Source organism: Rhodothermus profundi (assembly GCF_900142415.1).
Taxonomy (GTDB): domain Bacteria; phylum Bacteroidota; class Rhodothermia; order Rhodothermales; family Rhodothermaceae; genus Rhodothermus; species Rhodothermus profundi.
Genome location: NZ_FRAU01000007.1, coordinates 145,932 through 168,702, shown reverse-complemented (window position 1 = coordinate 168,702; position 22,771 = coordinate 145,932). Strand labels below are relative to the sequence as shown.

The window sequence follows — 22,771 nt, the reverse complement described above, 5'->3', positions numbered from 1 at the left end:
GGATATTGGCAGAATATTCACCTCCAAGATCCGAATCGTGCCGTCGATGCTTCGAACATGCTGCCCCACATCGTAGCTTCAGCGAATCCCTTTACAAAATCCGAGCACGGTTGTTCTGGTCGCTGCCCCGGGCCGCAATCAGATCAGGTCCTGACGGGGAATCGAAATGAACGTGCGTTCTGGAAGTCGAACGGCCGTCAGGCGTCCCAGGCCTGGATGCGGATAGACGCAGCCCGTGTCAATCGCAATCAGCTTATCTCGGTTGATCGGTTCAGGAACAGGCGTGTGTCCGCACACTACCGTTTTTTCCCAGGCAAAGCGGGGAGCGTTCAGATGTTCTCGTTCCCAGAGGAACAGTTCAGTATGGGCAAAGCGACGCAGATTTTCGGCGATAGACAGGTGGGGTTTTAGCCCCCCGTGGACAAAAAAGAAGTCCGGCGTCTCGTAGTAGAGAAGCGTTTCACGAATGAATATTTCATGAGCTTCTGGAATATGGATGCCGTCCTCCCGGTAGCTATTGAGCGTAGTCAGCCCCCCATTGATAAACCAGAGGTCAGCTTCTCCATGGTCAAGGTAGTTGAGCATCAGGGCTTCATGATTCCCTCGGAGGAAGATGCAGGGGATTTCCTCCCGAAGCTGCAGAAGACGTTCAATGACACCTCGAGCGTTAGGCCCCCGGTCGACATAGTCTCCGATAAAGATGAGCTGATCATCGCGCGTAGGCGCCAGGCGGTCAAGCAAGGCGTCCAGCGTACGGGCGCAACCATGAATGTCGCCAATGGCAATCAGTGCCATGATGGGCTATGACTTCGACGATTGCTGTTCGGCCAGGCGTTGCAGCAGCGTCTCCATACCGATCAGCCCACGCCCTGATTTTTTTAATCGTCCCTGCCGTTGCAGGTCCAGCACCACCGCGTCAAGCACTCCGTTAATAAATTGACCGCTCTTCTCTGTACTGTACTTCTTGGCCACTTCTATCGCCTCATTGATTGACACCTTGGGAGGAATATCTTCAAAAGCAAGCAACTCACAGATGGCCATGCGCAGCAAGAGCCGGTCGATTAAAGCAATGCGCGTCAGATCCCAGTTTTTTACATGATCAGCAATCAGACGATCAGCCTCTTCGCTACAGTTCAGCGTTCGCAGAAAAAGCTGGGTAGCGAAGCGAAGCGCTTCCCGATCATCCTTCAATACAGGCCGCAGCACGGTCTCTATCACGTGCTCAGCCGTATTATGCCCTACTTCATAGGCATACAGTGCTTGCAGCACCCGTTCCCGTACTTCCCTTCGGCTGTGCATCGTCCAGGTATCAAAGGACTTTCGCTTTGCGTTACTGGCGCTGGTCCAATTCGCAAGGGGCCAGAAGGTTCTGCGCTCCGCCGGGATTCACTGCATGTTTGTTCTCGGTTACATTTTCACAGGTTTCGGTGTCTTGCCATTCAGCAAACGCTCCTGCTCTCATGGCGTCCCTATCAACAGCTCCGCTTTTCTGGACAGCACTGGCCCTGATTGCCGGTATTCTACTGGCCGATTCCCAGCACGTACCCGCTACCGGATGGTTGGTAGCCGCAGGTGCTCTTATAACATTGGCCTCTGGAGCACTGTTGATGGCTCAAAAAAAGCAATGTTCAAATTTACTGTGGCTTGTTCCTCTGCTGCTGAGTGTAGTATTCACCGGAGCTGCCCGCTATCAACTCCAGCTACCCGTTGCGCCTTCTATTCCACTTGACACACTAGCAATTGTCCTGGGCGACGTACAACAAACACCGACGTCTACTTCGTACGGTCAACGCTTTCTTGTGCGCACGCGACAGGTGCTTATTGGCTCAGATACGCTAGCTGCCCGCTTCTTGCTGGACGTGCGCCTGGTGGCCGATAGCTTTCCTGCACCCGCATGTGGTCATCGCGTCCTACTGGGAGGCCGCCTTGAGCCGCTACGTGCCCCTCGCAATCCCGGACTGCCCGATCGAACCGCTCAGTGGCGGCGGCAGGGCATTGGGGCTCGGCTTACGATCGACGATGCCCGGCTCGTACAGGTGCTGGCCTCTGACCAATGCTACGCTGCACGCCTTGCCCAATTCCGCACCACCATCGCCCAGGTATTAAAGCAGCATATCCCTCTACCGGAGGCCCGACCCGTAGTGCAGGCACTGCTGCTAGGGGATCGTTCTGGTCTCTCACCGGAAGTGCGTGACCGGCTGGGTCGCGCCGGACTGGCTCACCTACTGGCCATTTCGGGCTTACACGTAATGCTGGTCGGCCTGGTACTCCATGGCCTCCTTCGGTCCTTACTCCTCCGCATAGGATTGGGATGGCGGGCCATGGAATGGACACGCACGCTTCTCACGCTGCTTGTCTTAAGTGGCTACGTACTGCTGGCTGGCATGCCTCCCTCTGCCGTTCGCGCTCTTGTGATGACCGGACTTCTTCTCGGCGCTACGCTCTGCCAGGCTCCCCCGCATTCCCTGAATGCGCTGGGAGCTGCAGCCTTGCTGCTACTGTTGCAGGATCCGATGCAGCTTTTTGAACCAGGCTTCCAACTTTCTTTCGCTGCCGTGGCCGGACTGCTGCTGGGCTGGGCTCCGCTGCAAGCGCGTCTGCCGCTTTTCTTTCGACGGCCAATCTCACGCTATCTGGTCGGGACAGCGCTGGTTACGTTGATTGCTACGCTGGCCACTGCTCCTTTTATGCTCTACCACTTTGGATATGTATCGCTGGCCGGTCTGTTATTAAACTTTCCCGGCATTCCGCTGGCAGCCGGTGCGCTAGCAGCCGGTCTGCTTACCGTGCTGAGCGCTCCAGTAAGCGCAACGCTGGCCCATCTCTTTGGCCATGCGGCTTCTCTGTGCGCCTCCTTATTGCTGCAACTTGGTAATCTGGGAGTTCGTGTGCTTCCGCCTGTTGTATGGCGCCTGCCTGATCCCCCGTGGTGGCTTCTTGCACTCCCACTTGCCCTGCTAGGTCTCCTGAGCACCTCTGCACGCCTGCGCCGCTGGTCTGGTCTAACACTGCTCGGATGTCTAACGGCCGGTCTCTGGCTTATTCCGAACTCCTCTTACCTGGACGTTCTCTTCTTCGACGTAGGACATGGCGACGCCATATTAATTCGAACGCCTGGCGGCCGACACCTGCTGATCGACACAGGGGGCCGCTACGCACAAGACGTAGCAGCGCGCTGGAGCATTTTGCCTTTCCTTCGGCGATACGGAATCCATCGACTCGACGCTATTGTGCTTACGCATCCGGATGCCGACCATGCTGGAGGTCTTCCGCTGCTGTTACGTCAGCTTAAAGTAGGTCGCGTGCTGGACAGCGGCACCACCGATTCTTCTGCGCTTTCGCGAGAAATTACGCATCTGCTTGATAGCCTGCGGCTTCCGCACCAATCTCTTCAGGCTGGCGATACGATTGATCTGGACCCGACCCTGTCGCTACAGGTACTGGCCCCTGCTCCGGGTTCAGATAACGACTCCGACAACGAACGCTCCGTCGTGCTCCGGATGGTCTTTGGCCAGACGCGCTGGCTATTTCTGGGCGATGCCGAACGCAAGCTGGAACACCAGCTTGTCCAGGCCTACGGCACATTGCTTCAGAGCGACGTAGTCAAAGTTGCTCATCACGGCTCGCAAACCAGCAGTATTCCTGAGCTGGTACGCCTTGTGGCCGCGCCTGACCGCTCTGCCTGGGCTGTAATTAGCAGCGGCTGGCGAGGCGTCAGCGGCCTGGTTCGAAAGCGATGGGAGCAGCAGGGTGCCCAACTCTGGCTCACCAGTCAGTCGGGCGCCCTGTGGCTCCGAAGCGATGGATACCGGATCTGGCCGGTTACCTGGCACGCATCGCGTCAGTGATATAGAAATAGCGGTACGATCGTTTTCTCAATGAGCGCCGATGTGGATGATCCAAATAGTAGCTTTTTCAGGCCAGTTGTTGCGTAGGCACCGGCTACGATCAGATCCGCCTGGATTTCCTGAGCAAACTGCACAATAGCCTCTTCGGGACTATTCCCTTTTCGCGCCGTCGTGGTTACTCGAAATCCATGCTCCTGCAGATATTCCTGCACCAGCGAAAGCATCAGTCGGGCCTCGGCGTCCTCTCCGTCATAGACGGTAAGCACTTCGACGCCTACGTCCGTCCCAAAAGGTCTAAGCTGAGCAAAACGCTGCATCGTACGCGCTGCGGTATCGCTTCCATCATAAGCGATCAGCACGCGCGAAATGGGCCGATATTCGGCTCCTACAATGAAGGCGGGCCCAACACTTTCTCGGACAACGCGCACAAGTGTTTTGGTTTTTTCCTCTGGATGGCTGTAGAAGAAGTGTGGCTCTTTGCCTACTACGAGCAGATCATGCACTTTCATATCTTCAAGGATACGTCGAAAGGGGACGCCCTCAGCTACCGTATTCCGGTGGCGCAGCCCTTCTTTTTCGGCCATATCATCAAACTCCTCAATCAGCCGGCGCGCTACGGCACGCGCCTCTTCCGTCATTTGCTCGCGCAGCTTTTCGGCATAGTACATGCTTCCAATACCACCGCCACGAGCGCTGGCTTCGATGTGGCCGGTATCTACAACAGCCAGACCGGTGACACTGGCGTTGTGCTGGCGAGCTAGCTCCGCGGCATACTGAACAGCAGTGCGGGTATCTGTGTCCGGGTCAAGAGCTACGAGAATGCGCCGAATCATGGGTACCTGAACAACTTGGGTTCCGGTTGTGAAGCTAAAGGTACGAGTTTTCCTGATGCTGCACAAACGGACCTGGCCGCTGGTGGACAAATCATCCACAACAGGTTTGTTTAAAAAAGGTCGTCGTTCTGGTTAGTAGAAGGCTGTGGAAATGTGGATTTCGTCGTTTTGCACAGCAAAAGTGGTCGATGTGGATAAAGAGCCAGGGTATTCCACCGGGTTATGCACAGGGAGCAGGTCGCAAAAGCATCATTTACGCTGAAAGAGCGGCTGGTTAGCGGGCCTCTATTCACGTTTCCACACCAATCCACAGATAATGATTAGAGTTCAGCTACTGGTTGTCCACAACTATCCACAATGTGGAAGACAGGGGGAAAGCTGGGGAGAAGCGACCGGGTTATCCACGAGCATTCACAGCGTGGATTTTTTCCTCGAAATATCCCCCGGGTTATCCCCCGTAATCCACAGGCAATCCACAAGGAGGAGAAAAAATCAGATTTTTCTCAGTAAACGGTACATTTCCCGCTTGTAAGCCTCTACACCCGGCTGGTCGAAGGGGTTGACGCCAAGCAGATAGCCGCTGACCGCTACGGCATGCATGAAGAAGTAAAGGCAGGCGCCAAGTGGGCCCGGCGCCAATCGATCCATCCATATTGTTGAGACCGGAATACCCCCATCGGTATGAGCCCGGCGTGTTCCTTCGTAGGCGTTATGATTGACGGTTTGCAGGGAGCGTCCACTCAGGTAGGCCAGGCCGTCCAGATCGTCGCCTGTGTCCGGAATGGTTAGCGGTTCGGGTTCGCGCGCTACCATGAGAAATGTTTCGATCAGGTGTCGACGGCCTTCTTGTACGTACTGTCCCAGGGAGTGCAGATCGGTTGTGTACTGGACCGTATCGGGATAGAGTCCTTTGCCTGCCTTGCCTTCACTTTCACCAAAGAGTTGTTGCCACCAGGCGCCAATGCCACGTAGGCGTGGTTCAAAGACCGCCAGTAGTTCCAACGCGTAGCCGCGTTCATGGAAGAGATAACGCAGGGCAGCATAGTCGAGGGCTGGATTGTCTTGATGGTTTTTCAGACGCTCGCACATTTCGACCGCGCCATAGAAAAGCGTGCGGATGTCGACGCCTGCTACTGCGATAGGCAGCAAGCCGACCGGTGTCAGCACCGAGAAGCGGCCTCCGACATCAGGGGGGATGGCATAGCGCCGGTAGCCGCAGATGCTTGCCATCTCACGCAGGCGTCCGCGGGCTGGATCGGTCGTAACGATTATGCGGCGAGCAACATCCGGGAAGCGCGCTTCCAGCCAGGGCCGCAGTATGCGGAAGGTCAGCATAGTCTCCAGTGTGGTCCCACTCTTGGAAATGACGTTAACGTATACCGACTTGTCTTCTAAATAGGCCAGCAACGCTTTCAAGTAGCCGCCGCTCAGGTGATGGCCCGCAAACAGCACTTCTGGAGCGAGGGGACGGCCAGTTTCGGTATCGACAGGCGGACGGAACAGAGGGGCCAGCGCTTCAATGACGGCTTGTGCTCCCAGGTAAGAGCCACCGATTCCCAGACATAAGAAAACGTCTGCCTGCTCTCGAATCTCGGAAGCTGTGGCGTCAATATCTTCCAGGAGAGCATCGTCTGGTTCTCGCAGCAGATCTCGCCAGCCAAGCATTTCGCTGCCCGGGCCGGTGCGTTCCAGCAGCATTCGGTGGGCTGCTTCTACCCGGGGGCGGAGTGCGTCCAAATCGTGCGCTTCAAGAAAAGAGAGTGCAGGGGAGAAATCGTAGCGGATCATGGGGTGCAGGGGGTGGCCTGTTGGTTGTATCTTGCAGGAAAAGATCTGATTTTTTCCAAATTCCCACCAAAAAAATGCGCGAATTTATCTCGGTCGAAGAGGCCCGAAGCCTGATTCTGGCGCAGGTCGGCCGGTTGCCGGTCGAACGCGTACCTTTGGCCGAGGCACTGGGACGCTGGCTGGCAGAAGCGATTGTCAGCCAGGACGACATTCCACCGTTTCCCAACGCAGCTATGGATGGCTATGCGGTGCGGCTGGCTGACGTGCACGCTGCACCTGTTTCGTTGCGCGTAGTTGCGGAGGTAGGAGCGGGGCAGTTGCCCCCGGAGGAAATTCCTGCCGGCGCGTGCATCCGGATCATGACGGGGGCCCCGGTTCCGAATTGGGCTGAGGCGGTAGTACCTGTAGAGTGGACAGAGGCCAGCGAAGATGGGACGGTGCGTATCCTTCAGGCGCCGACCGCAGGTGAAAATATTCGTCCTGCCGGGCAGGACGTGCAGGCCGGTGAGCGATTTTTTGAAGTAGGTCAGCGCATTACGCCCCCTGTGGTTGCCATGCTGGCTACGCTAGGTGTGGCTGAAGTGCCTGTGTTTCGCCGGCCTCGGGTAGCGATTGTGGCGACCGGCAGTGAGCTGATTGATCCCGGACAGTCCCTCTTGCCCGGACACATTCGAGATTCAGCCGGACCCGGCCTGGCAGCGCAGGCGCAATGGGTGGGTGCAGAGGTCGTGGTGCGCCAGCGCGTACCTGACGAACACAGTGCTTTAGAACAGGCGATCGAGCAGGCGCTGGAGGCAGATGTGCTGGTGTTTTCGGGAGGAGTTTCGGTAGGAGCGTACGATCTGGTTCGGCAGGTACTTGACGCTCGGGGCACGCAGTGGCTTTTCTGGAAGATCCGGCAGCGACCGGGCAAGCCCATGGCTTTTGGTCTGCTGGAGGGGAAGCCCGTCTTTGGCCTGCCCGGCAACCCGGTCTCGTCGGCGCTCTGCTTCGATCAGTATGTGGTGCCGGCACTTCGCCGCATGCAAGGGCAACAGGAGGTATTGCGGCCGCGATTTCCAGCGATTCTGGAAGCACCGACTCCCAAGAAGGCTGGCCTGCATTTCTTCACGCGAGGCATAGTCCGCGCCGGCGCAGACGGACGTCTGCACGTGCGCGATACGGGTCCTCAGGGATCTAACCTGTACCACTCGATGGTCCGGGCCAACTGCCTGATTCATTTACCGGAGGCGCTGGAAGAAGCACCGGCGGGCCTTGAAGTCCAGATTGAATGGCTGCCGTGGACGATAGGACCGTGACCTGGCGTTTGGGTTAAACCACTTACCAGACTTATTCTTGCCATGAACCGTACTGTTATCGCGTTGACAGGCCTGGCACTGTGGCTCTCTGGCTGCATTTCGCTGGGTGTATTTCAAGGGCCTGACGTGTTGCCTGAAGGAAGAACTGAGGTAGGAATGGGGATTTTGGGAGGAGGGACATTGAAAGAGGGAGAGGGAAGTCTGGGAGTATTCGAGCTATACGGACGCAAAGGAGTTGCTCCACGGCTCGAGGTGGGCGCGCGCACGACCGGATTTATTGCAGTAAAAGGGATAGTTATTGGAGCCCTCATGGTAGAAGGAAAGTATCAGCTAATTCCCACCCGGCCGCTTGTGGCTGTCGGTATGGGAGTTTCCTATTATGCCCTGGAGTTCAATAGTCGATCTTTTACCACGGTTGGTCTTTATCCGGCTGTCTGGATTGGCTCGCCTCGGCTGTTTGTGGGCACCCGAATGATTCTGGTGACCATGGGAACGACCGACTCGGACAAAGTGGGCACTGGATCCCTGCTGGGAATAACAATTGGAGGACGGCTGGGAGAGCAGTTAAGCATTCGGCCGGAACTTACGCTTTATGCTCCTCTTGATGGGGAGGAATCCCCGTTGATAATAGGTGGCCTGGGGCTTTCCTTTCGTCTGTAAGGAAAAGTAACGTGGAAAGTAAAGGCGCTCTGCTTTTGTCGGATACTGCTCCTCAGGTATTTGTCGTATGCCTGGCATCGGCCAGCCTACCCGAGGTGTTGCCAGAAGGCATTCGGCTCTGGGAGACCCCGGAGCAGGCTTCAGCATGCTGCCTGGACGGTCAGTTGTGGGTCATTGAGGTACCACCGGGAGCAGCCAGCTTTGACGGAGAAGGCTGGCGTTTGCGACAACCCTTACCGGCTTCAGCAATTCGCAACAGGACACCCTATCGGCCCCCGGTCACGGTGCCGGCTGCCGGTGGTGTTGTGCAGCGCAGAAGAGAGACGCCAGAAGTGCTCCTCATTCACCGGCGAGGATGCTGGGATTTGCCTAAAGGGAAGTGTGAGCCGGGAGAGACGCCCGAAGCCTGTGCGCTTCGAGAAGTGAGTGAGGAATTAGGCGTTACGCCTGTGACGCTGCGGCTCCGGGCACCGTTAGGGCGCACGGTGCATGCTTATCCCCTTGATGGATATTACGCGGTCAAGCCTACCTGGTGGTTCTTGATGGAAACCACGGCTGTGACGTTCACGCCACAAGAAACGGAAGCCATTCAGGAAGTTCGCTGGTTTCCGCTGGAGGAAGCGCTCCGTCGGGTAACCTATCCCACCCTCCAGGCATTGCTGGAGCGCCTGCGCAGCTACACCTGAGGTCCTGGTCAGGGATTCTGGGAGGTAGCTTCCTGGCGTTTGGCTTCCTCTACCATGCGGGCGACATCGGCCAGCAGTTGTTTGGCATCGTAGATGATTCCATCTTTGATTGTGTAGAGGATGCCTCGGGTGCGTTCTACTTCATTCCGTTCATTTACCCGAATCCAGCCGGTGCCATAGAGCACCTTGAAGTTTTCCAGCGGGTTTTCGGCCACAATGATCAGATCGGCCAGTTTGCCAGGCGCTACCTGTCCGATTTCCGGATTGCCCAGCGCTTCGGCGCCGTAGAGCGTGGCCGATCGGATCACTTCCAGGGGATGAAATCCGGCTTCTTGCAGCAGTTCTAATTCTCGGATGTAGCCAAAGCCATAGAGCTTAAAGATGAAGCCAGAGTCCGAACCCGTGACGACACGTCCCCCACGGTTTTTGTATTCATTCAGCCACTGCATCCACCGCTGATAGTTGCGTTTCCAGGCGATTTCATCAGCAGTCGTCCAGTAGAACCAGTAGGATCCATGAGCTTTACGGTTAGGCTGGAAGAATTTCCAGAGCGAGGGCAGCGTGTAGCGATCGTGCCATTCGGCGCGCATGGCCCGCATCAGATCGCGGCTGGCTTCATAGATGGTTAGCGTGGGGCAGAAGGTGAAATCCAGCCGCAGAAACTCCTCCATGACTTCTTTCCATTTCGGGCTTCCTGGCGGAGCGGCCTGGAGCCAGAGTCGGCCAGCCTGTCCAAAGCGGTGTTGTTCGTTCTGGTAGTTATAGTCTACCGGAAAGTCCTGTACGGTCCGGTCGACAAAGAGAGCTTCGGGCAGGCCGTACCAGTGTTCCAGGGTGGTGAGGCCCAGCCGGGCGGCGTCTAGCGCATCCATGCGGGCTACGCCCATCTGATCCAGATGAGCGGCGGTGCGCAGGCCCAGCTTGCGGGCTTCGTCAATGGTAGCAGCCATGATTTCGGGGGGCAGGGCGGGTAGCTTGAGCCCGTCTGCGCCTTGTTGTGCTACCTGACGTACCCAGGCCCGGGCTGCTTCAGGGGTGGTCAGAGGAGTTTTGGCACCCTGACCAAAGCGGACGTACGCGTAAATGCGCGGAGCGACAATGCGATTTTCCGCGCTGCGCCGCTTGTGTTCCAGCGTCCATGCTAGTCCATTACCGGAGCCTGGATCTCGAATGGTGGTAATGCCGTGGGCCATCCAGAGCTTGAATACGTACTCCGCCGGCGTGCCCTGCGCAACGCCTCCGATGTGCGCATGCAAGTCGATAAATCCGGGGAGTACATACATGCCGTGAGCATCCAGCTCGTAGGTGGCATTGCCGGGGCGCCGTTCTTCCTCGATAGGCACGCCCGGATAGCCCACCCGCACAATTTCTTTGATGCGGTTCTTTTCGATCACGATATCTACCGGGCCAATAGGTGGGGCGCCCGTGCCATCGATCAGGATGGCGCCCCGGATAATCAGCCGTTCAAATGGTCCCATGCCCTCATCCGGACGACGGTCCGGAGCAGGAGGGATGGAGCGGGGTTGCGCCAGCGAAAACGATGCGTTGCTTCCCAGCAAAATCAGGAGCAGACCGGTCAGGAAGCGTTTCATGGCATGAAGCTTTAAAGGTGAACCAGAAATTTTTCCCATGCGCTCTTATGTTAGATCTTTCAGGAATTTCATGCAAACGGGAAAGCTATGCGTTTACCGGAGACCTTGCTGGGTACGCTTTCACCGGCCCAGTTTCTGGCAGATTACTGGCAGAAGCGGCCGCTTCTGATTCGGCAGGGATTGCCCGGGTTTCGGTCGCCTATTACCCCTGAAGAGCTGGCTGGCCTGGCCTGTGAGGAGGGAGTAACGGCTCGGCTTATTCTGGAAAAAGGAGGGGCGCATCCCTGGGAGGTGCGCTACGGTCCTTTTGAGCCCAAAGATTTTGCTGCGTTGCCGCCTACGCACTGGACCTTGCTGGTGCAGGAGGTTGACCGACTGGTGCCGGAGGTGGCTGCTCTGCTTGAGACGGTGCGTTTCATTCCCAACTGGCGGCTGGATGACGTCATGGTCAGCTATGCGCCCGATGGGGGAACGGTTGGGGCGCATATCGACAATTATGACGTATTCCTGGTGCAGGCCTGGGGGCGTCGGCGCTGGCAGATCAACCATCAGCCGGTAGATCGGGAGGAGCTGGTACCAGGAGTGGAAGTGCGTTTGCTGGCGCACTTTGAACCGGATGCGGAATGGATCTTGGAGCCCGGCGACGTGCTCTATCTGCCGCCCCGCATTCCCCATTATGGCGTCGCACTGGGGGATTGCATGACCTTTTCCATAGGGTTTCGGGCGCCTGATCAGGCCGAGCTGGCCGAGGCGATGCCGCGCCTGACTGCGTGGCTGGACAGAGGACTCCGATATGCCGACCCTGGCTTAACGCCTGCTGTTGACCCGGGGGAAATCACGGCCGAGGTCATTGATCAGGTTCATACCTTACTACGGAAGTTGATCGACGATCGCGCTCGCCTGGCTCGGTGGTTTGGATGCATCATAACCGAACCCCGGCGTGGGCTGGTCCCGGAGCCTCCTGCACGACCTGTCTCGATCCAACAGATTCGTCGGCGTCTGCAACAGGGGGCAGCCTTGCGGCGCAACGCAATCCCCGAGCTGGCTTATGTGCGTCATGAAGATGGTTCGGCTACCCTGTTTGCTTCGGGTGAAGCGTATGAACTACCCCCTGAATTAGCCGAGGCAGCCCCGCTGCTGACCGGCTGTCAGCCGCTAACGGCCAGGACGCTTCAGCCCTGGCTGGAGCGGACAGACTTTCTGGAACTCTTGCAGACGCTTATCCATTCCGGCATCCTGTCGTTCCTACCAGCTCGGAGGCACTGAGTATGCCTGGTCCGTGGAAGCGTCTGCATCGCGAGGTTCTGGCTGATTACAAGGTGTTTCGCATCTGGCGTGAACAGGTGCAATTGCCTCGCGCTCGCCGTCCCTACGATTTCTACTTGCTGGAGGCTGTTGACTGGGTCAATGTGATTCCGATCACGCCAGAAGGCCAGATTGTCTTTGTGCGGCAGTACCGCTATGGTACCGAAGCCGTCTCTCTGGAGATTCCCGGAGGAGCAGTAGATCCAGAGGATGCTTCGCCGCTGGAAGCTGCCCGGCGCGAGTTGCGCGAAGAGACTGGCTATGCGGCCGAACGCTTTGTCTATCTGGGAGCCGTGGCCCCCAATCCCGCCATTCTGACCAACCGTTGCCATACATTTCTGGCCGAGAATGCTCGGCCGGTCGGTCCTCAGCAGCTTGACGATGCCGAAGAAATTGATGTCGTGCTGCTCAGTCCTTCGGAAATTCCGGAACGTATCCGGCGAGGCGAAATCGACCATGCGTTGGTGGTAGCCGCTTTCTACCTGTACGAACATCGAACGGGCGGACCGTCATGAGGCGGCCAGTGCGGCGACGCCATCCGTTGCGCGATCGGTTGCATGAAATCATCTTTGAGTCGGATACGCCGGCGGGCAAAGCGTTCGACGTGGCGCTGATCGCGCTCATTTTATTGAGCGTGATGGCGGTGATGCTGGAAAGCGTCGAGTCGGTACGTATGCGTTGGGGCACTGCCCTGCGGGCGGCAGAATGGATTTTCACGGTACTGTTCACCGTCGAGTACGGATTGCGCCTGTACTGTGTGGATCGGCCGCTTCGCTATGCGCGAAGTTTTTTCGGCATGGTAGATCTTCTGGCAGTGCTACCAACCTACCTGAGCGTATTACTACCTGGGGCGCAGTACCTCTTGGTCATTCGCCTGCTCCGCGTGTTGCGCGTCTTTCGCGTGTTGAAGCTGGTGGCCTACCTCAACGAAGCGTCGCTGCTCATGCAGGCGTTGCGAGCCAGCCGTCGCAAAATCACGGTATTTGTGTTTACGGTGCTCACGTTGGTGGTTATTCTAGGGTCGCTCATGTATCTGATTGAAGGGCCCGCGCATGGCTTCACCAGCATTCCTCGTAGCGTATACTGGGCTATTGTGACGCTTACCACCGTTGGCTATGGCGATATTGCCCCTAAGACCACCCTGGGGCAGGCACTGGCAGCAATTATCATGGTGATTGGCTATGGGATCATTGCCGTGCCAACCGGTATCGTGACGGTAGAGCTGTCGCGTGTAGAGCGACGCGTGTCCGGGCAGGCCTGTCCGGGATGCGGCGCCGAAGGACACGATCCGGACGCGAAATTTTGCAAATACTGTGGGAGTGCCTTATGAGAAAAAACTTGATTTCTCCGCTACGGACGATCTGGTCTGCATTTGAGGCGCGGCTGTTTTCGGCATCATCGACGGATCGCTTGTTCAATCCGTATCGCGATCGCCATCCTGAGCTGGACTGCCCTGACGCGCCAGCGATCCGGCGGCGCAACCTGTGGCGATATCTTGCTGCTTACGAGGCTCCTCCACCGGTCTTTCTGCTGGCCGAGGCGCCCGGACCCTGGGGATGTCGGTTTTCCGGGGTGCCGCTTACGAGCGAGGCTCAGTTGCTGGACCCGGCTTTTCCGCTGCATGGAGAAGCATCGGGCCAGGCCGGACGTCCTCATCGCGAATACAGCGCGCGCATCTACTGGCGCGTAATGCATCCCTACTTTCCGCGTTTTTTCACCTGGAGCGCGGTACCGCTTCATCCACATCGGCCAGGGAAACCCCTTTCGATTCGCACGCCTACGCAGCGTGAGGTGCGCGACTGGCTACCGCTGGTAGCTGCTATTGTCGAGGCCCTCTGTCCCAGACAAGTGATCGCAGTTGGACGCAAGGCGGAGTTTGCGTTGCACCTTTTGGGTGTTCCCTGCACGTACGTGCGTCATCCATCGCAGGGAGGTGCCCGCCAGTTTGAAGTGGGGGTGCGAGCTCTGCTGGAGGCCCTGTGAAGTGTTCGCCCGGTCGTAGCATTTTGCACGGGCAGATTTTAGTTTGATTCCTCATGCAGCAAAACAACCTGGGGGTGCTCATGCAGAAGCATATCGTTCGCGTTTATCCATCAAAGGAGCGTTTGCCACGCGAAGAGCAACTGGCGTGGAAACTGGCCCGGGTGGCAACCGACGAAGCGCCCATCGACGAGGAAGCGGCCGAAATGGTCATCAATCGAATAATCGACAACGCGGCCGTTGCAGTGGCTGCGCTGAACCGACAGCCGGTCGCTAACGCCCGCACGCAGGCGCTGGCGCATCCGAATCCCGGCGGGGCTACGCTGTTTGGCCTGCCCTCAACGCAACGCTTCAGTTGTGAGTGGGCTGCCTGGGCCAATGGCGTGGCCGTGCGCGAGCTGGATTTTCACGACACGTTCCTGGCCGCCGACTATTCGCATCCTGCCGACAATATTCCGCCCATTCTGGCAGTGGCTCAGCAGACAGGACGGCGGGGCGTCGACGTACTGCGGGGGATCCTGGCTGCCTACGAGGTGCACATCAGCCTGGTGAAAGCTATCTGTCTGCACAAGCACAAGAAAGACCATATCGCGCACCTGGCTCCGGCCGCCACGGTAGGGATCGGGGCGTTGCTGGGACTTCCCACCGAGGTCATCTATCAGGCCGTGCAGCAGGCAGTGCACGTTTCGTTTCAGACGCGCCAGTCGCGCAAAGGGGAAATTTCAAGCTGGAAGGCCTATGCGCCCGCTTTTGCAGGAAAGCAGGCGGTGGAGGCGATCGACCGGGCGATGCGCGGCGAGACGTCGCCTTCACCCATCTACGAGGGAGAAGACAGCGTGATCGCCTGGATGCTCGACGGCCCCGAAGCGGTCTATGAGGTCTGGCTGCCTGAACCGGGTGAACCGCGCCGTCAGATCCTGGAATCCTACACCAAAGAACATTCAGCCGAATACCAGGCGCAGGCGCTGATCGACCTGGCCTTCCGCATGCGAGAGAAGATTGACGACTTTGAGCAGATCAAAGAAATCGTTATCCACACCAGCCACCACACGCACTACGTGATCGGTTCCGGCTCGGGCGATCCGCAGAAATACGACCCAGAGGCCAGTCGAGAGACGCTCGACCACAGCATCATGTACATTTTTGCGGTGGCATTGCAGGACGGCACCTGGCATCATGAACGCAGCTATGCGCCGGAGCGGGCGCGGCGACCCGACACGGTGCGGCTCTGGCGAAAAATTCGGACCGTGGAAGATCCGGAGTGGACGGCCCGCTACCACCATCCGGACCCCTCCCAGAAGGCGTTTGGAGGCCGCGTGGAGATCCTCTTTAACGATGGCCGCACGCTGGTCGACGAGATTGCCGTGGCCAATGCGCATCCGAACGGCGCGCGGCCGTTCCGTCGCCCAGACTACATCCGGAAGTTTGACACGCTTACGGAGTCGATTATTGAACGGGCGGAGCGCGACCGTTTCCTGAGGCTGGTAGAACGCCTGCCCGAACTGACGCCCGAGGAAGTGCTGGACCTTAACGTGGTGGTACCTCGTACCTGGCTTACCCACGCTGAGCGCGACCACCGGGGAATTTTCTAAGCAGGGACGAGCCCCATTGACTGGGGCCCAGAAGGCTTCCGGGAATCTGGCTCAAACCCTGGCCGTCTCAAGCAAGAGGCGGCCAGATTTTTAAACCAGAGCACTTATGCGGCTGACAGATGTGCAGTGGGGGTGGTCCAGCGCCTGGTGGTTGCTGCTGGGGCTGGCTTTAGGAGGGCCCGCCCAGGCCCAGTTGGTACCCCTGTGGCCGCTGCCGGTGCCTGATACGTTGGTAAACAATGCCTTTGGAGCGGCTGTGGCGCTGGGACCAGACCGCGCGGTGGTTGGAGCTGGAGGGGTGCATGGATGCGGTCCTGCGTCGGGTGCGGTATACGTCTATCATCGCCAGGAGGAGACGTGGCGCCTGGAGGCTGTGCTACAGCCCGACGACTGTGCGCCTGGCCGCTACTTTGGTCGAGTCGTGGCGCTGGACAGTAACCGGATTTTAGTGGCCGCAGCCGGACAACCCTACCGCACAGAGCAGACTGATGCCGCCTATGTATTTGTGCGGCGGCCCAATGGCATGTGGCAGCAGGTAGCGCGTCTGACTGCACCCGACACACGCACAGGAGCCTTTGGGGCTGCTGTAGCTCTCGAAGGACTACGCGCTGTGGTCAGCACCTGGGGCGATCCAGATCGAAAACGGCCAGGCGCTGCTTATGTGTTTGTGCAGCATACCGACGAACGCTGGGAACTGGAAGCTACCCTGACCATCACCCGCCGCCCGCAGGACCCCTGGCCGGGCGGGGCCGTCGCTCTTTCCGGAAACACGGTGGCGTTGGCCGCGCCCTCGTATCGCTACGATCGTCCAAGTGCCGTGCTCCTGTTTGTCCGCCGTAACGGCCGCTGGCAGCACGATACCACGCTGACAGGAATCCGGGACTTCAATCCGGCGCTGGCTCTGGCCGGGGGCGAGCTGCTGGTGGGCGAGCGGCTGGGTGGGCGCCACAATGGCGGACGCGTCCGGCACTATCGCCGCCGGCCGGATGGACGCTGGGAGCTTATCGGGACCCTTGATCCCCCCCAACCCTACCCGAACGGCGGCTTCGGGGCCGTGCTGGCCTTTGACGGCCGCCGGGCACTTGTCTCGGGTTTCGATGAGCAGCTCGGGCTCGACTTCAACGTAGATCGGGTGGTGTACGTGTTCGTACGGACAGCCGACCGCTGGTGCTTCTGGCGCCGCATTGATCCCGGCGAAAAGGCCTTCGGCGCGGCGCTCAGCCTGCACGGCGATCGGGCCCTCGTTGGCGTACCCCGCGAATCCGCACCGGGCGCAGCCTACCTGATGCCGCTGGATGCCGCTCGGTGTGTAAACAGGCCTTAGATCTCCGGAAGCCGATGCAGGGGACCGGGCCGCTCCATGCAAGTGATTCGAATGGGGAAATACCGAGCGGCGTATCGTGTCCTGACGTCGCTACTGTTGGAGCGTTATCTGGAATGAACGGGAAAGATGTTCTGCAGAAACTGATCTGATGGGCTAATCGGGGAGGGCTGGTGGGGCAAAATCTCCGAAGCGCTTCGATGGGGTTGATTCCGGTGCCTGCGAGATCAGATATGGCCTCTCTGGATGCCTGGCAGGCGGCAGAGGTGTTGGATGGGGACAGAGGCGGGGCGCGCTATGCTGTAATTTTTTGCAGCCAGGCTTCCAGGTGTTCCGTAGCGCCAGGCAGGAGCGGAAGCGCACCGACGCCGTCTTCGGAGAGGGCGCGGGCCAGGCGGCTTTCGGCAAAACAGCCGGCTGGGCCGTCGCGGTACGGATAGAGGGCCAGCGCCTGGGCCACGGTGCCCCCATCGTGGCGGGTAAAGTAGGAGGAAAGCGCGTCGCGGTAGCGGTGCAGGTCGTTCAGGGCATCCATTGGTGGACCGGGCACGCCATAGCGGCGCACATAGGCTGGCGAAGCGTCGAGCCGGTACTTCGCGTCAAGCACATAATGCACAGGGGGGTGGCCGGGCCGAAAGCGGGATAGCAGCAGGTCGGGTTGCTGGGGGACAAGCAGGGAGCGGGCGCCCCAGCGCGGGTTATAGATCAGGCGGAGGCGGCTGCCATCCGGCAGAGCAAACCACAGGGGACGGCTGCAAATCGGACGCACCTGTAGCCCATCCTCCGAGAGGGTAAACAATCGAAATAAGGGAAGAGGGCACCGGCTCTGCCGACTCAGCAGTCGGACCAGCGTCAGGTAACACCAGTATTCGTAGAGCGTATGGATCTGTCCGACTTCAAATGCCAGCAGTCCGTTCAGGAGCGACAGCCGAAGCTGTAGCCATCGGAAGATTCGATAGGCCTGGCGATAGCCTTCGGCGCGGAGCAGGCGGGGCGTTGGAGGCGGCGGAAGAAGGGGAAGCGTAGCCGGAGGCAGCTGTTGCTGAAGGGCCTCCAGCCGAGCGGTCAGGTCGCGGAGGATCTGCCGGCGTGTCCGGGCGAGAGCATGCGAGCGGGTCAGGCGGTCGGTCAGTTGTTGCACCTGGCGAAGCGCCTGGTTGAGCTGCCAGGCAAGCCATCGATGTTCCGGCGTGTCGGTGGTCACGACGGCTCGCGCTGCTTGCTGGATGCGATGGGCCGGTCGTCCCGCCAGGCGAACTTCTGGTCCCTGGCCGCTGCCGGTCTGCACCGCCCGCCGCAGCGCGGCATCCGGATGGCAGATTGCCTCCAGCGGTTGCCATTGGCGGAGCCACTGCACCTCCGTCAGCGGCCGCTGCGCAATGCGCCGGAAAGCGCGTTCTAACGCACGGAGCGTCGCCGCAAGGCGCGCTATCCAGCCTGGCGGATGGTCCGGTGGTCCGGTGCGCAGCCGACCATGCTGCCAGACGCCCGACCCGAAGCGCAGCGCTGGCTCGACGGTCCACGTTTCCAGATCGGCCAGCATGGCTTCGTAGTCGGACCGATAGCTCAGGCGGGTGGGAAAGATTTCCAGTTCCAGCCGGAGGTGCGGGCGGCCATCGTGCCACACGATGAAGGCGGTGCGGCCCGCATAGGTGCCAAAATGCAGCGAGCCATGCCAGAGACGGCCCTGCTCAAGCGCATGGAGGTCACGCAGAAAGGAGGGGTTGGCATGGCGTAAGGTGACCGGGTTTCCGTCCCGGCTTTCCAGCAGCAACCGATAGCGCGTCTGCTCGGTGATGCCCGGCGCCTCTGTGCCGCAATGCAGCGCAGGCGGTGCGTTGGCGTCAAGCGTCTGCGCTTCAACGACCAGAGGAGGGCGGGGGAATTGCGGTCGCGGGCCCTCCCAGGTCAGGCGTATTCGGCTGGTTTCAATCGTGAAGTAGCGCATGGGTTATTCCCAGAACGAAGCAAAACCTTCACTCTCGAGCCGGAGCCACATGTGCGCCAGGCGGGCGGCCGTCATGGGAAAAGGGGCCTCCGGCCAGCGATCCGGGTAGTCGGCCGTAATCCACGTCTCAAGCAATGTTCGGAGCTCTTCGTCGCGGGTGGTCGGCACGCCAGTGGCGGCCCAGCCCAGCAGGGCGCGGAGCGCCCGGCGCAGGGCAGGGGAGCTGCCCTGCAGCCGGGGGAGCACCTTCATCCAGAGTGCCAGGTCCAGCGGATCGACCGGCTGACCTGTGCGCGTCCGGAACATTTCGGGCGTTTCCGCAGCGTGCAGCACAAAGAGGGCCACTTCGTCACGCGTGCGGTAGGCGATAGGAAAACCGGCGGGCCGGAGCCAGCGGTTGAGCGTCTGAAGCGTTTCCAGCACGCGCTGCAAAAGTTTTTGCTCGGCATCCGATACTGTTGGCAGCTCAGCCAGCCGTAACGCCCGAGGCAGCCAGGCCGTCACTGGCCAGAGAGTGGGTTCAGCGGAGGCGTCTGAGGAAGGGATTGCCTTCAGATCAATCTCGGTCAGTTCCAGCGTGAAGGCGCGATCAATCACCTTGCGGCTGAAGCCGTGCGTGGTTTCGTCCACGTTCACGGTACCCACCAGGGCAACGTTGGCCGGCCAGGCCACGCGCGCCCATCCCTGATCAGCCGGGGCAAGTGATAGTTGTAAAAGGGGTGCCGTGGTCCATCCCCCTTCGGGTAGGGGCTGTCGGTCTTCGATACGGCTGAGCGCTTCCGCCAGGTACTGCTCCGGACGCGCCAGGTTGAGTTCGTCCAGCACCCCAACAAAGAACCGTTCGCGCTGCTGCTGGGCCTCTCGCATGAGGCGCAGCAGCGGGCCCGGACGAAAGCGTCCCTGCAGATCCACATAGCCCAGCAGTTCGGTGCTGTCGGCCCAGTCAGGACGCACAGGGATGAGCCGGGCTATTCCACCGGTTGCTTCAGCCACCAGCACGGGGAGCTTTGACTTGCCCGTGCCGGTTGGGCCTGCCAGAATGACCAGGGGCTTGGTGCGCAGCGCCGTCACGTAGGCAGCAACGATCCAGGGGGCATAGATAAAGCCACGCTGCTCCAGGTAAGCAAAAAGTGTTTCAAGGGCGGCAGCCCGATCAAACGGTGTGGCCTGGTAACGGACGCGCTTTTCGCGAACGCCCGGTGTCAGGCGCTCGGCCTGCAGACGGCGCAGTTCCTCCAGCGCCGACATGGCGCGTTCCAGATCGGCTGCTCGCGCCCGAATGAGAAACTCCAGCACCTTTTCATCCACCCGCGGCAGGGGATGCAACACCTGCTGCACAACCGACCGAAAGTCAGCGTAGTGGCGCACCACTTCCAGCTTGTCGGCAAAGGCCTCAAAAGGAATCCAGGCTTCTTCAGAGAGTACTACCAGCGGTCGCACCCGCACCCGGTGCGGATAGGCCACGCCCGGTACAAGGGGCGTGTGGTCTTCAAACGGCTCGCCTGTAACTTCGAACAACCCCACCAGGACTTTGGAGCCCGAGAGGTAGGCAAAGATCCGATCGCCCGGGCGGAGGCGATGCAGTGCGGCCCGTCCTACTCGGTGCACGGCGAACGTGCTCGTCTGCAAAAAAGCAGGATAATGCTGGGGGGGAATAGCCCAGAGCCAGGCGTGTCCGTTGCGAACGCGGTATGTAGCGACTGCTTCGGCCATCGCGCGCAATATACACGCTGATCGGGCCGAAAACGCAACTTCTGGCAGAACTTCCGGTTCTTGAGAAAATGCAGTAAATCAAGAGGGTAAGATGATGGGCAGAGGCGAAGATCAAAAATTCAAGCTGGTTGCGCCGTTTGAGCCGACAGGCGACCAGCCCCGGGCAATTGCAGAGTTGACCGAAGGCATTCTGCGCGGAGACAAATACCAGACGTTGCTGGGCGCTACCGGTACGGGCAAGACGTTCACGCTGGCGCACGTCATCCAGAATGTGCAGCGGCCTACGCTGGTAATGAGTCCCAATAAGACGCTTGCGGCTCAGCTCTATGGGGAGTTCAAGCAGTTTTTCCCCCACAATGCCGTCGAGTTTTTCATCTCGTACTACGACTACTATCAGCCCGAGGCGTACATTCCAGCCACCGACACCTATATCGAGAAGGACCTGGCCATTAACGAACGCATTGATCGGTTGCGGTTGCGAGCAACCAGTGCCCTTGTTTCAGGCCGGCGTGATGTGATCGTCGTAGCGTCGGTCTCCTGCATTTACGGAATCGGCTCGCCCGATGAGTACCGGGAGCAGATTGTTCCCCTGCATGTCGGCCAGCAGATTGAGCGCAACGAGTTGCTGCGGCGGCTGGTCAACATTTACTACACGCGCAACGATGTGGACTTCAAACCGGGTACGTTCCGCGTGCGGGGAGATGTAGTAGATATCTTTCCAGCCTATGCCGAAGAAAGTGCCTTTCGGATTGAATTCTGGGGAGACGAGATTGATCGCATTGCCCGTCTGGATCCTATAACCGGTGAGCTGGGCGCTGAAGAGGCGGCAATTACCATTTATCCGGCGAAGATCTTTGTAACGCCGAGAGATCGACTGGAGCGAGCAATTGCGTCAATCGAAGAGGAGCTGCGCTGGCGGCTGGCGGTGCTACGGGCTGAAGGGAAGTTGCTGGAAGCTCAGCGGCTGGAGCAGCGCACCCGTTTCGACATCGAAATGCTGCGGGAGGTTGGCTATTGCTCGGGCATTGAGAACTATAGCCGGCACCTGTCGGGACGGGCGCCCGGGGAGCGGCCTTACTGCCTGTTCGACTATTTCCCGGAAGATTACCTCCTCATCATTGATGAGAGCCATGTCACAATTCCACAGGTGCGCGCCATGTACAACGGCGACCGTGCCCGTAAGCTGACGCTTGTCGAACATGGCTTTCGGCTACCTTCGGCGCTCGATAACCGGCCGTTGACCTTCGAGGAGTTTGAAGCGCTGCATCATCAGGTAATCTTTGTGAGTGCTACGCCAGGCGATTACGAGCTGGAAAAATGTGGCGGTGTAGTGGTCGAGCAGATCATCCGGCCCACCGGTATTCCGGATCCAGAGGTTGAGGTGCGGCCTACCAAAGGCCAGATCGATGATCTGCTGGAAGAGATCCGCCAGGTTGTCGCGCGAGGTGAGCGGGCGCTGGTAACCACGTTGACCAAGCGCATGGCGGAAGATCTGGCCGAGTACCTGGACCGCTTCGGCGTGCGCGTGCGCTACCTGCACTCCGAGATTGACGCGCTCGAGCGGGTGGACCTGCTGCGTGGCCTTCGACTCGGTGACTTTGACGTGCTCGTGGGCGTCAACCTGTTGCGCGAAGGACTCGACCTTCCGGAAGTGTCGCTGGTGGCCATTCTGGACGCCGACAAAGAAGGCTTTCTGCGTTCAGAGCGCTCGCTGATTCAGACGGCTGGTCGGGCAGCCCGCAACGCCAACGGAAAGATCCTGCTGTATGCCGATCGAATCACGGAGGCCATGCAGCGCATGATTGATGAAACGAATCGTCGCCGCGCCATTCAGCTCGAATACAACCGCAAGCACGGGATTAAGCCGCGCACCGTGTACAAGTCGCGCGAAGAAATTTTGCGGAGTACCATTGTGGCGGAGGAAAAGTATCGACCGCTGGTTGACTCGCCACGCTACGAAGCGCCCGGGAAACCACCGCTTGTGGTCGATCCGGTGTTGAAAGACCTGACGCCTGCTCAAAAGCGCGAACTGATCGAGCAGCTTCGGCGAGAAATGCTTGAAGCCGCCGAAAATCTGGAGTTCGAACGGGCGGCCGAGCTGCGCGACACCATTCTGGCGCTTGAACGTGAACTGGAAGTGCACCCGTCCCGGGCCGAGTAGGCACGACGCGCGTTTCGGGTACTGTAGAAAGCAGCAATGCCTACTG

At 59.3% G+C, this 22,771-nt stretch carries 18 protein-coding genes; 11 read left to right on the top strand and 7 right to left on the bottom strand.

Translation table 11 applies throughout. The features are described from left to right. Positions 1-138: 138 nt before the first annotated feature. Both BUA15_RS10970 and nusB read right to left on the bottom strand, forming a co-directional pair. Positions 139-795, bottom strand: a complete 657-nt coding sequence (locus tag BUA15_RS10970; RefSeq protein WP_072716036.1) for a metallophosphoesterase family protein — start codon at positions 793-795, stop codon at positions 139-141. A 6-nt stretch (positions 796-801) separates the two neighbouring features. Then, positions 802-1,299: a transcription antitermination factor NusB gene (gene nusB, locus BUA15_RS10965; RefSeq protein WP_072716035.1), complete on the bottom strand. Its 498-nt coding sequence runs from the start codon at positions 1,297-1,299 to the stop codon at positions 802-804. A gap of 161 nt (positions 1,300-1,460) precedes the next feature. Between nusB and BUA15_RS10960 the strand changes: the two genes are divergently transcribed. Continuing rightward, complete coding sequence (locus tag BUA15_RS10960) at positions 1,461-3,848, top strand: DNA internalization-related competence protein ComEC/Rec2 (protein ID WP_072716034.1); 2,388 nt, start codon at positions 1,461-1,463, stop codon at positions 3,846-3,848. Here the strand turns inward: BUA15_RS10960 and BUA15_RS10955 are convergent. Both BUA15_RS10955 and BUA15_RS10950 read right to left on the bottom strand, forming a co-directional pair. Continuing rightward, positions 3,842-4,681, bottom strand: a complete 840-nt coding sequence (locus BUA15_RS10955) for a universal stress protein (RefSeq protein ID WP_072716033.1) — start codon at positions 4,679-4,681, stop codon at positions 3,842-3,844. The genes BUA15_RS10960 and BUA15_RS10955 overlap by 7 nt on opposite strands. A 492-nt stretch (positions 4,682-5,173) precedes the next feature. After that, positions 5,174-6,469 carry a glucose-6-phosphate isomerase gene (locus tag BUA15_RS10950; protein ID WP_072716032.1) on the bottom strand — a complete coding sequence of 432 codons (1,296 nt, stop codon included), beginning with the start codon at positions 6,467-6,469 and terminating at the stop codon, positions 5,174-5,176. A 74-nt stretch (positions 6,470-6,543) separates the two neighbouring features. On the opposite strand from BUA15_RS10950, the gene BUA15_RS10945 reads away from it, so the two are divergent. Genes BUA15_RS10945 through BUA15_RS10935 form a run of 3 tightly spaced genes read left to right on the top strand, consistent with a single transcriptional unit; the run spans position 6,544 to position 9,113 of the window. Beyond that, positions 6,544-7,767, top strand: a complete 1,224-nt coding sequence (locus BUA15_RS10945) for a molybdopterin molybdotransferase MoeA (protein WP_072716031.1) — start codon at positions 6,544-6,546, stop codon at positions 7,765-7,767. A 42-nt stretch (positions 7,768-7,809) separates the two neighbouring features. After that, on the top strand, positions 7,810-8,427 hold the full coding sequence (locus BUA15_RS10940; RefSeq protein WP_072716030.1) for a hypothetical protein: 618 nt from the start codon (positions 7,810-7,812) through the stop codon (positions 8,425-8,427). Between the two features lie 35 nt (positions 8,428-8,462). Beyond that, positions 8,463-9,113, top strand: coding sequence for an NUDIX hydrolase (locus tag BUA15_RS10935; RefSeq protein WP_245772018.1), 651 nt, complete (start codon positions 8,463-8,465; stop codon positions 9,111-9,113). 8 nt (positions 9,114-9,121) lie between these two features. Here BUA15_RS10935 and BUA15_RS10930 read toward each other — a convergent pair whose 3' ends face one another. Further along, positions 9,122-10,705 (bottom strand): amidohydrolase family protein, encoded by a 1,584-nt coding sequence (locus tag BUA15_RS10930; RefSeq protein ID WP_072716028.1) that lies wholly within the window; start codon positions 10,703-10,705, stop codon positions 9,122-9,124. A gap of 87 nt (positions 10,706-10,792) precedes the next feature. Here BUA15_RS10930 and BUA15_RS10925 point away from each other — a divergent pair, with 87 nt between their 5' ends. The 6 genes from BUA15_RS10925 (at position 10,793) to BUA15_RS10900 (ending at position 16,906) form a co-directional block, all read left to right on the top strand. Beyond that, positions 10,793-11,971 (top strand): ribosomal protein uL16 3-hydroxylase, encoded by a 1,179-nt coding sequence (locus tag BUA15_RS10925; protein ID WP_072716027.1) that lies wholly within the window; start codon positions 10,793-10,795, stop codon positions 11,969-11,971. A gap of 2 nt (positions 11,972-11,973) precedes the next feature. Next, entirely contained in the window at positions 11,974-12,525 is a 552-nt protein-coding gene (locus tag BUA15_RS10920) for an NUDIX hydrolase (RefSeq protein WP_072716026.1), read from the top strand. Continuing rightward, positions 12,522-13,340, top strand: coding sequence for an ion transporter (locus BUA15_RS10915; RefSeq protein ID WP_072716025.1), 819 nt, complete (start codon positions 12,522-12,524; stop codon positions 13,338-13,340). The genes BUA15_RS10920 and BUA15_RS10915 overlap by 4 nt, the downstream gene beginning before the upstream one ends. After that, positions 13,337-13,993, top strand: a complete 657-nt coding sequence (locus tag BUA15_RS10910) for a uracil-DNA glycosylase (RefSeq protein ID WP_072716024.1) — start codon at positions 13,337-13,339, stop codon at positions 13,991-13,993. Before BUA15_RS10915 ends, BUA15_RS10910 begins: the two co-directional genes overlap by 4 nt. 80 nt (positions 13,994-14,073) lie before the next feature. Then, the gene (locus tag BUA15_RS10905) at positions 14,074-15,582 is read left to right on the top strand and encodes an MmgE/PrpD family protein (protein ID WP_072716056.1); all 1,509 of its coding nucleotides are present in this window, start codon (positions 14,074-14,076) and stop codon (positions 15,580-15,582) included. Between the two features lie 106 nt (positions 15,583-15,688). Further along, complete coding sequence (locus tag BUA15_RS10900; protein WP_084660583.1) at positions 15,689-16,906, top strand: hypothetical protein; 1,218 nt, start codon at positions 15,689-15,691, stop codon at positions 16,904-16,906. 292 nt (positions 16,907-17,198) lie between these two features. On the opposite strand, the gene BUA15_RS10895 is transcribed toward BUA15_RS10900, so the two are convergent. Then, the gene (locus BUA15_RS10895; RefSeq protein WP_072716023.1) at positions 17,199-18,851 is read right to left on the bottom strand and encodes a DUF2357 domain-containing protein; all 1,653 of its coding nucleotides are present in this window, start codon (positions 18,849-18,851) and stop codon (positions 17,199-17,201) included. A 3-nt stretch (positions 18,852-18,854) separates the two neighbouring features. Continuing rightward, positions 18,855-20,564: an AAA family ATPase gene (locus tag BUA15_RS10890; RefSeq protein ID WP_072716022.1), complete on the bottom strand. Its 1,710-nt coding sequence runs from the start codon at positions 20,562-20,564 to the stop codon at positions 18,855-18,857. Between the two features lie 94 nt (positions 20,565-20,658). On the opposite strand from BUA15_RS10890, the gene uvrB reads away from it, so the two are divergent. Continuing rightward, positions 20,659-22,725 (top strand): excinuclease ABC subunit UvrB, encoded by a 2,067-nt coding sequence (gene uvrB, locus BUA15_RS10885; RefSeq protein WP_423815758.1) that lies wholly within the window; start codon positions 20,659-20,661, stop codon positions 22,723-22,725. Positions 22,726-22,771 lie beyond the last annotated feature (46 nt).

Bases quoted from the DNA above. Each gene is read 5' to 3' on its own strand.
- BUA15_RS10970 (WP_072716036.1), bottom strand. From the start codon at position 795: ATGGCACTGATTGCCATTGGCGACATTCATGGTTGCGCCCGTACGCTG.
- nusB (WP_072716035.1), bottom strand. From the start codon at position 1,299: ATGCACAGCCGAAGGGAAGTACGGGAACGGGTGCTGCAAGCACTGTAT.
- BUA15_RS10960 (WP_072716034.1), top strand. From the start codon at position 1,461: ATGGCGTCCCTATCAACAGCTCCGCTTTTCTGGACAGCACTGGCCCTG.
- BUA15_RS10955 (WP_072716033.1), bottom strand. From the start codon at position 4,681: ATGATTCGGCGCATTCTCGTAGCTCTTGACCCGGACACAGATACCCGC.
- BUA15_RS10950 (WP_072716032.1), bottom strand. From the start codon at position 6,469: ATGATCCGCTACGATTTCTCCCCTGCACTCTCTTTTCTTGAAGCGCAC.
- BUA15_RS10945 (WP_072716031.1), top strand. From the start codon at position 6,544: ATGCGCGAATTTATCTCGGTCGAAGAGGCCCGAAGCCTGATTCTGGCG.
- BUA15_RS10940 (WP_072716030.1), top strand. From the start codon at position 7,810: ATGAACCGTACTGTTATCGCGTTGACAGGCCTGGCACTGTGGCTCTCT.
- BUA15_RS10930 (WP_072716028.1), bottom strand. From the start codon at position 10,705: ATGAAACGCTTCCTGACCGGTCTGCTCCTGATTTTGCTGGGAAGCAAC.
- BUA15_RS10925 (WP_072716027.1), top strand. From the start codon at position 10,793: ATGCGTTTACCGGAGACCTTGCTGGGTACGCTTTCACCGGCCCAGTTT.
- BUA15_RS10920 (WP_072716026.1), top strand. From the start codon at position 11,974: ATGCCTGGTCCGTGGAAGCGTCTGCATCGCGAGGTTCTGGCTGATTAC.
- BUA15_RS10915 (WP_072716025.1), top strand. From the start codon at position 12,522: ATGAGGCGGCCAGTGCGGCGACGCCATCCGTTGCGCGATCGGTTGCAT.
- BUA15_RS10910 (WP_072716024.1), top strand. From the start codon at position 13,337: ATGAGAAAAAACTTGATTTCTCCGCTACGGACGATCTGGTCTGCATTT.
- BUA15_RS10905 (WP_072716056.1), top strand. From the start codon at position 14,074: ATGCAGAAGCATATCGTTCGCGTTTATCCATCAAAGGAGCGTTTGCCA.
- BUA15_RS10900 (WP_084660583.1), top strand. From the start codon at position 15,689: ATGCGGCTGACAGATGTGCAGTGGGGGTGGTCCAGCGCCTGGTGGTTG.
- BUA15_RS10895 (WP_072716023.1), bottom strand. From the start codon at position 18,851: ATGCGCTACTTCACGATTGAAACCAGCCGAATACGCCTGACCTGGGAG.
- BUA15_RS10890 (WP_072716022.1), bottom strand. From the start codon at position 20,564: ATGGCCGAAGCAGTCGCTACATACCGCGTTCGCAACGGACACGCCTGG.
- uvrB (WP_423815758.1), top strand. From the start codon at position 20,659: ATGGGCAGAGGCGAAGATCAAAAATTCAAGCTGGTTGCGCCGTTTGAG.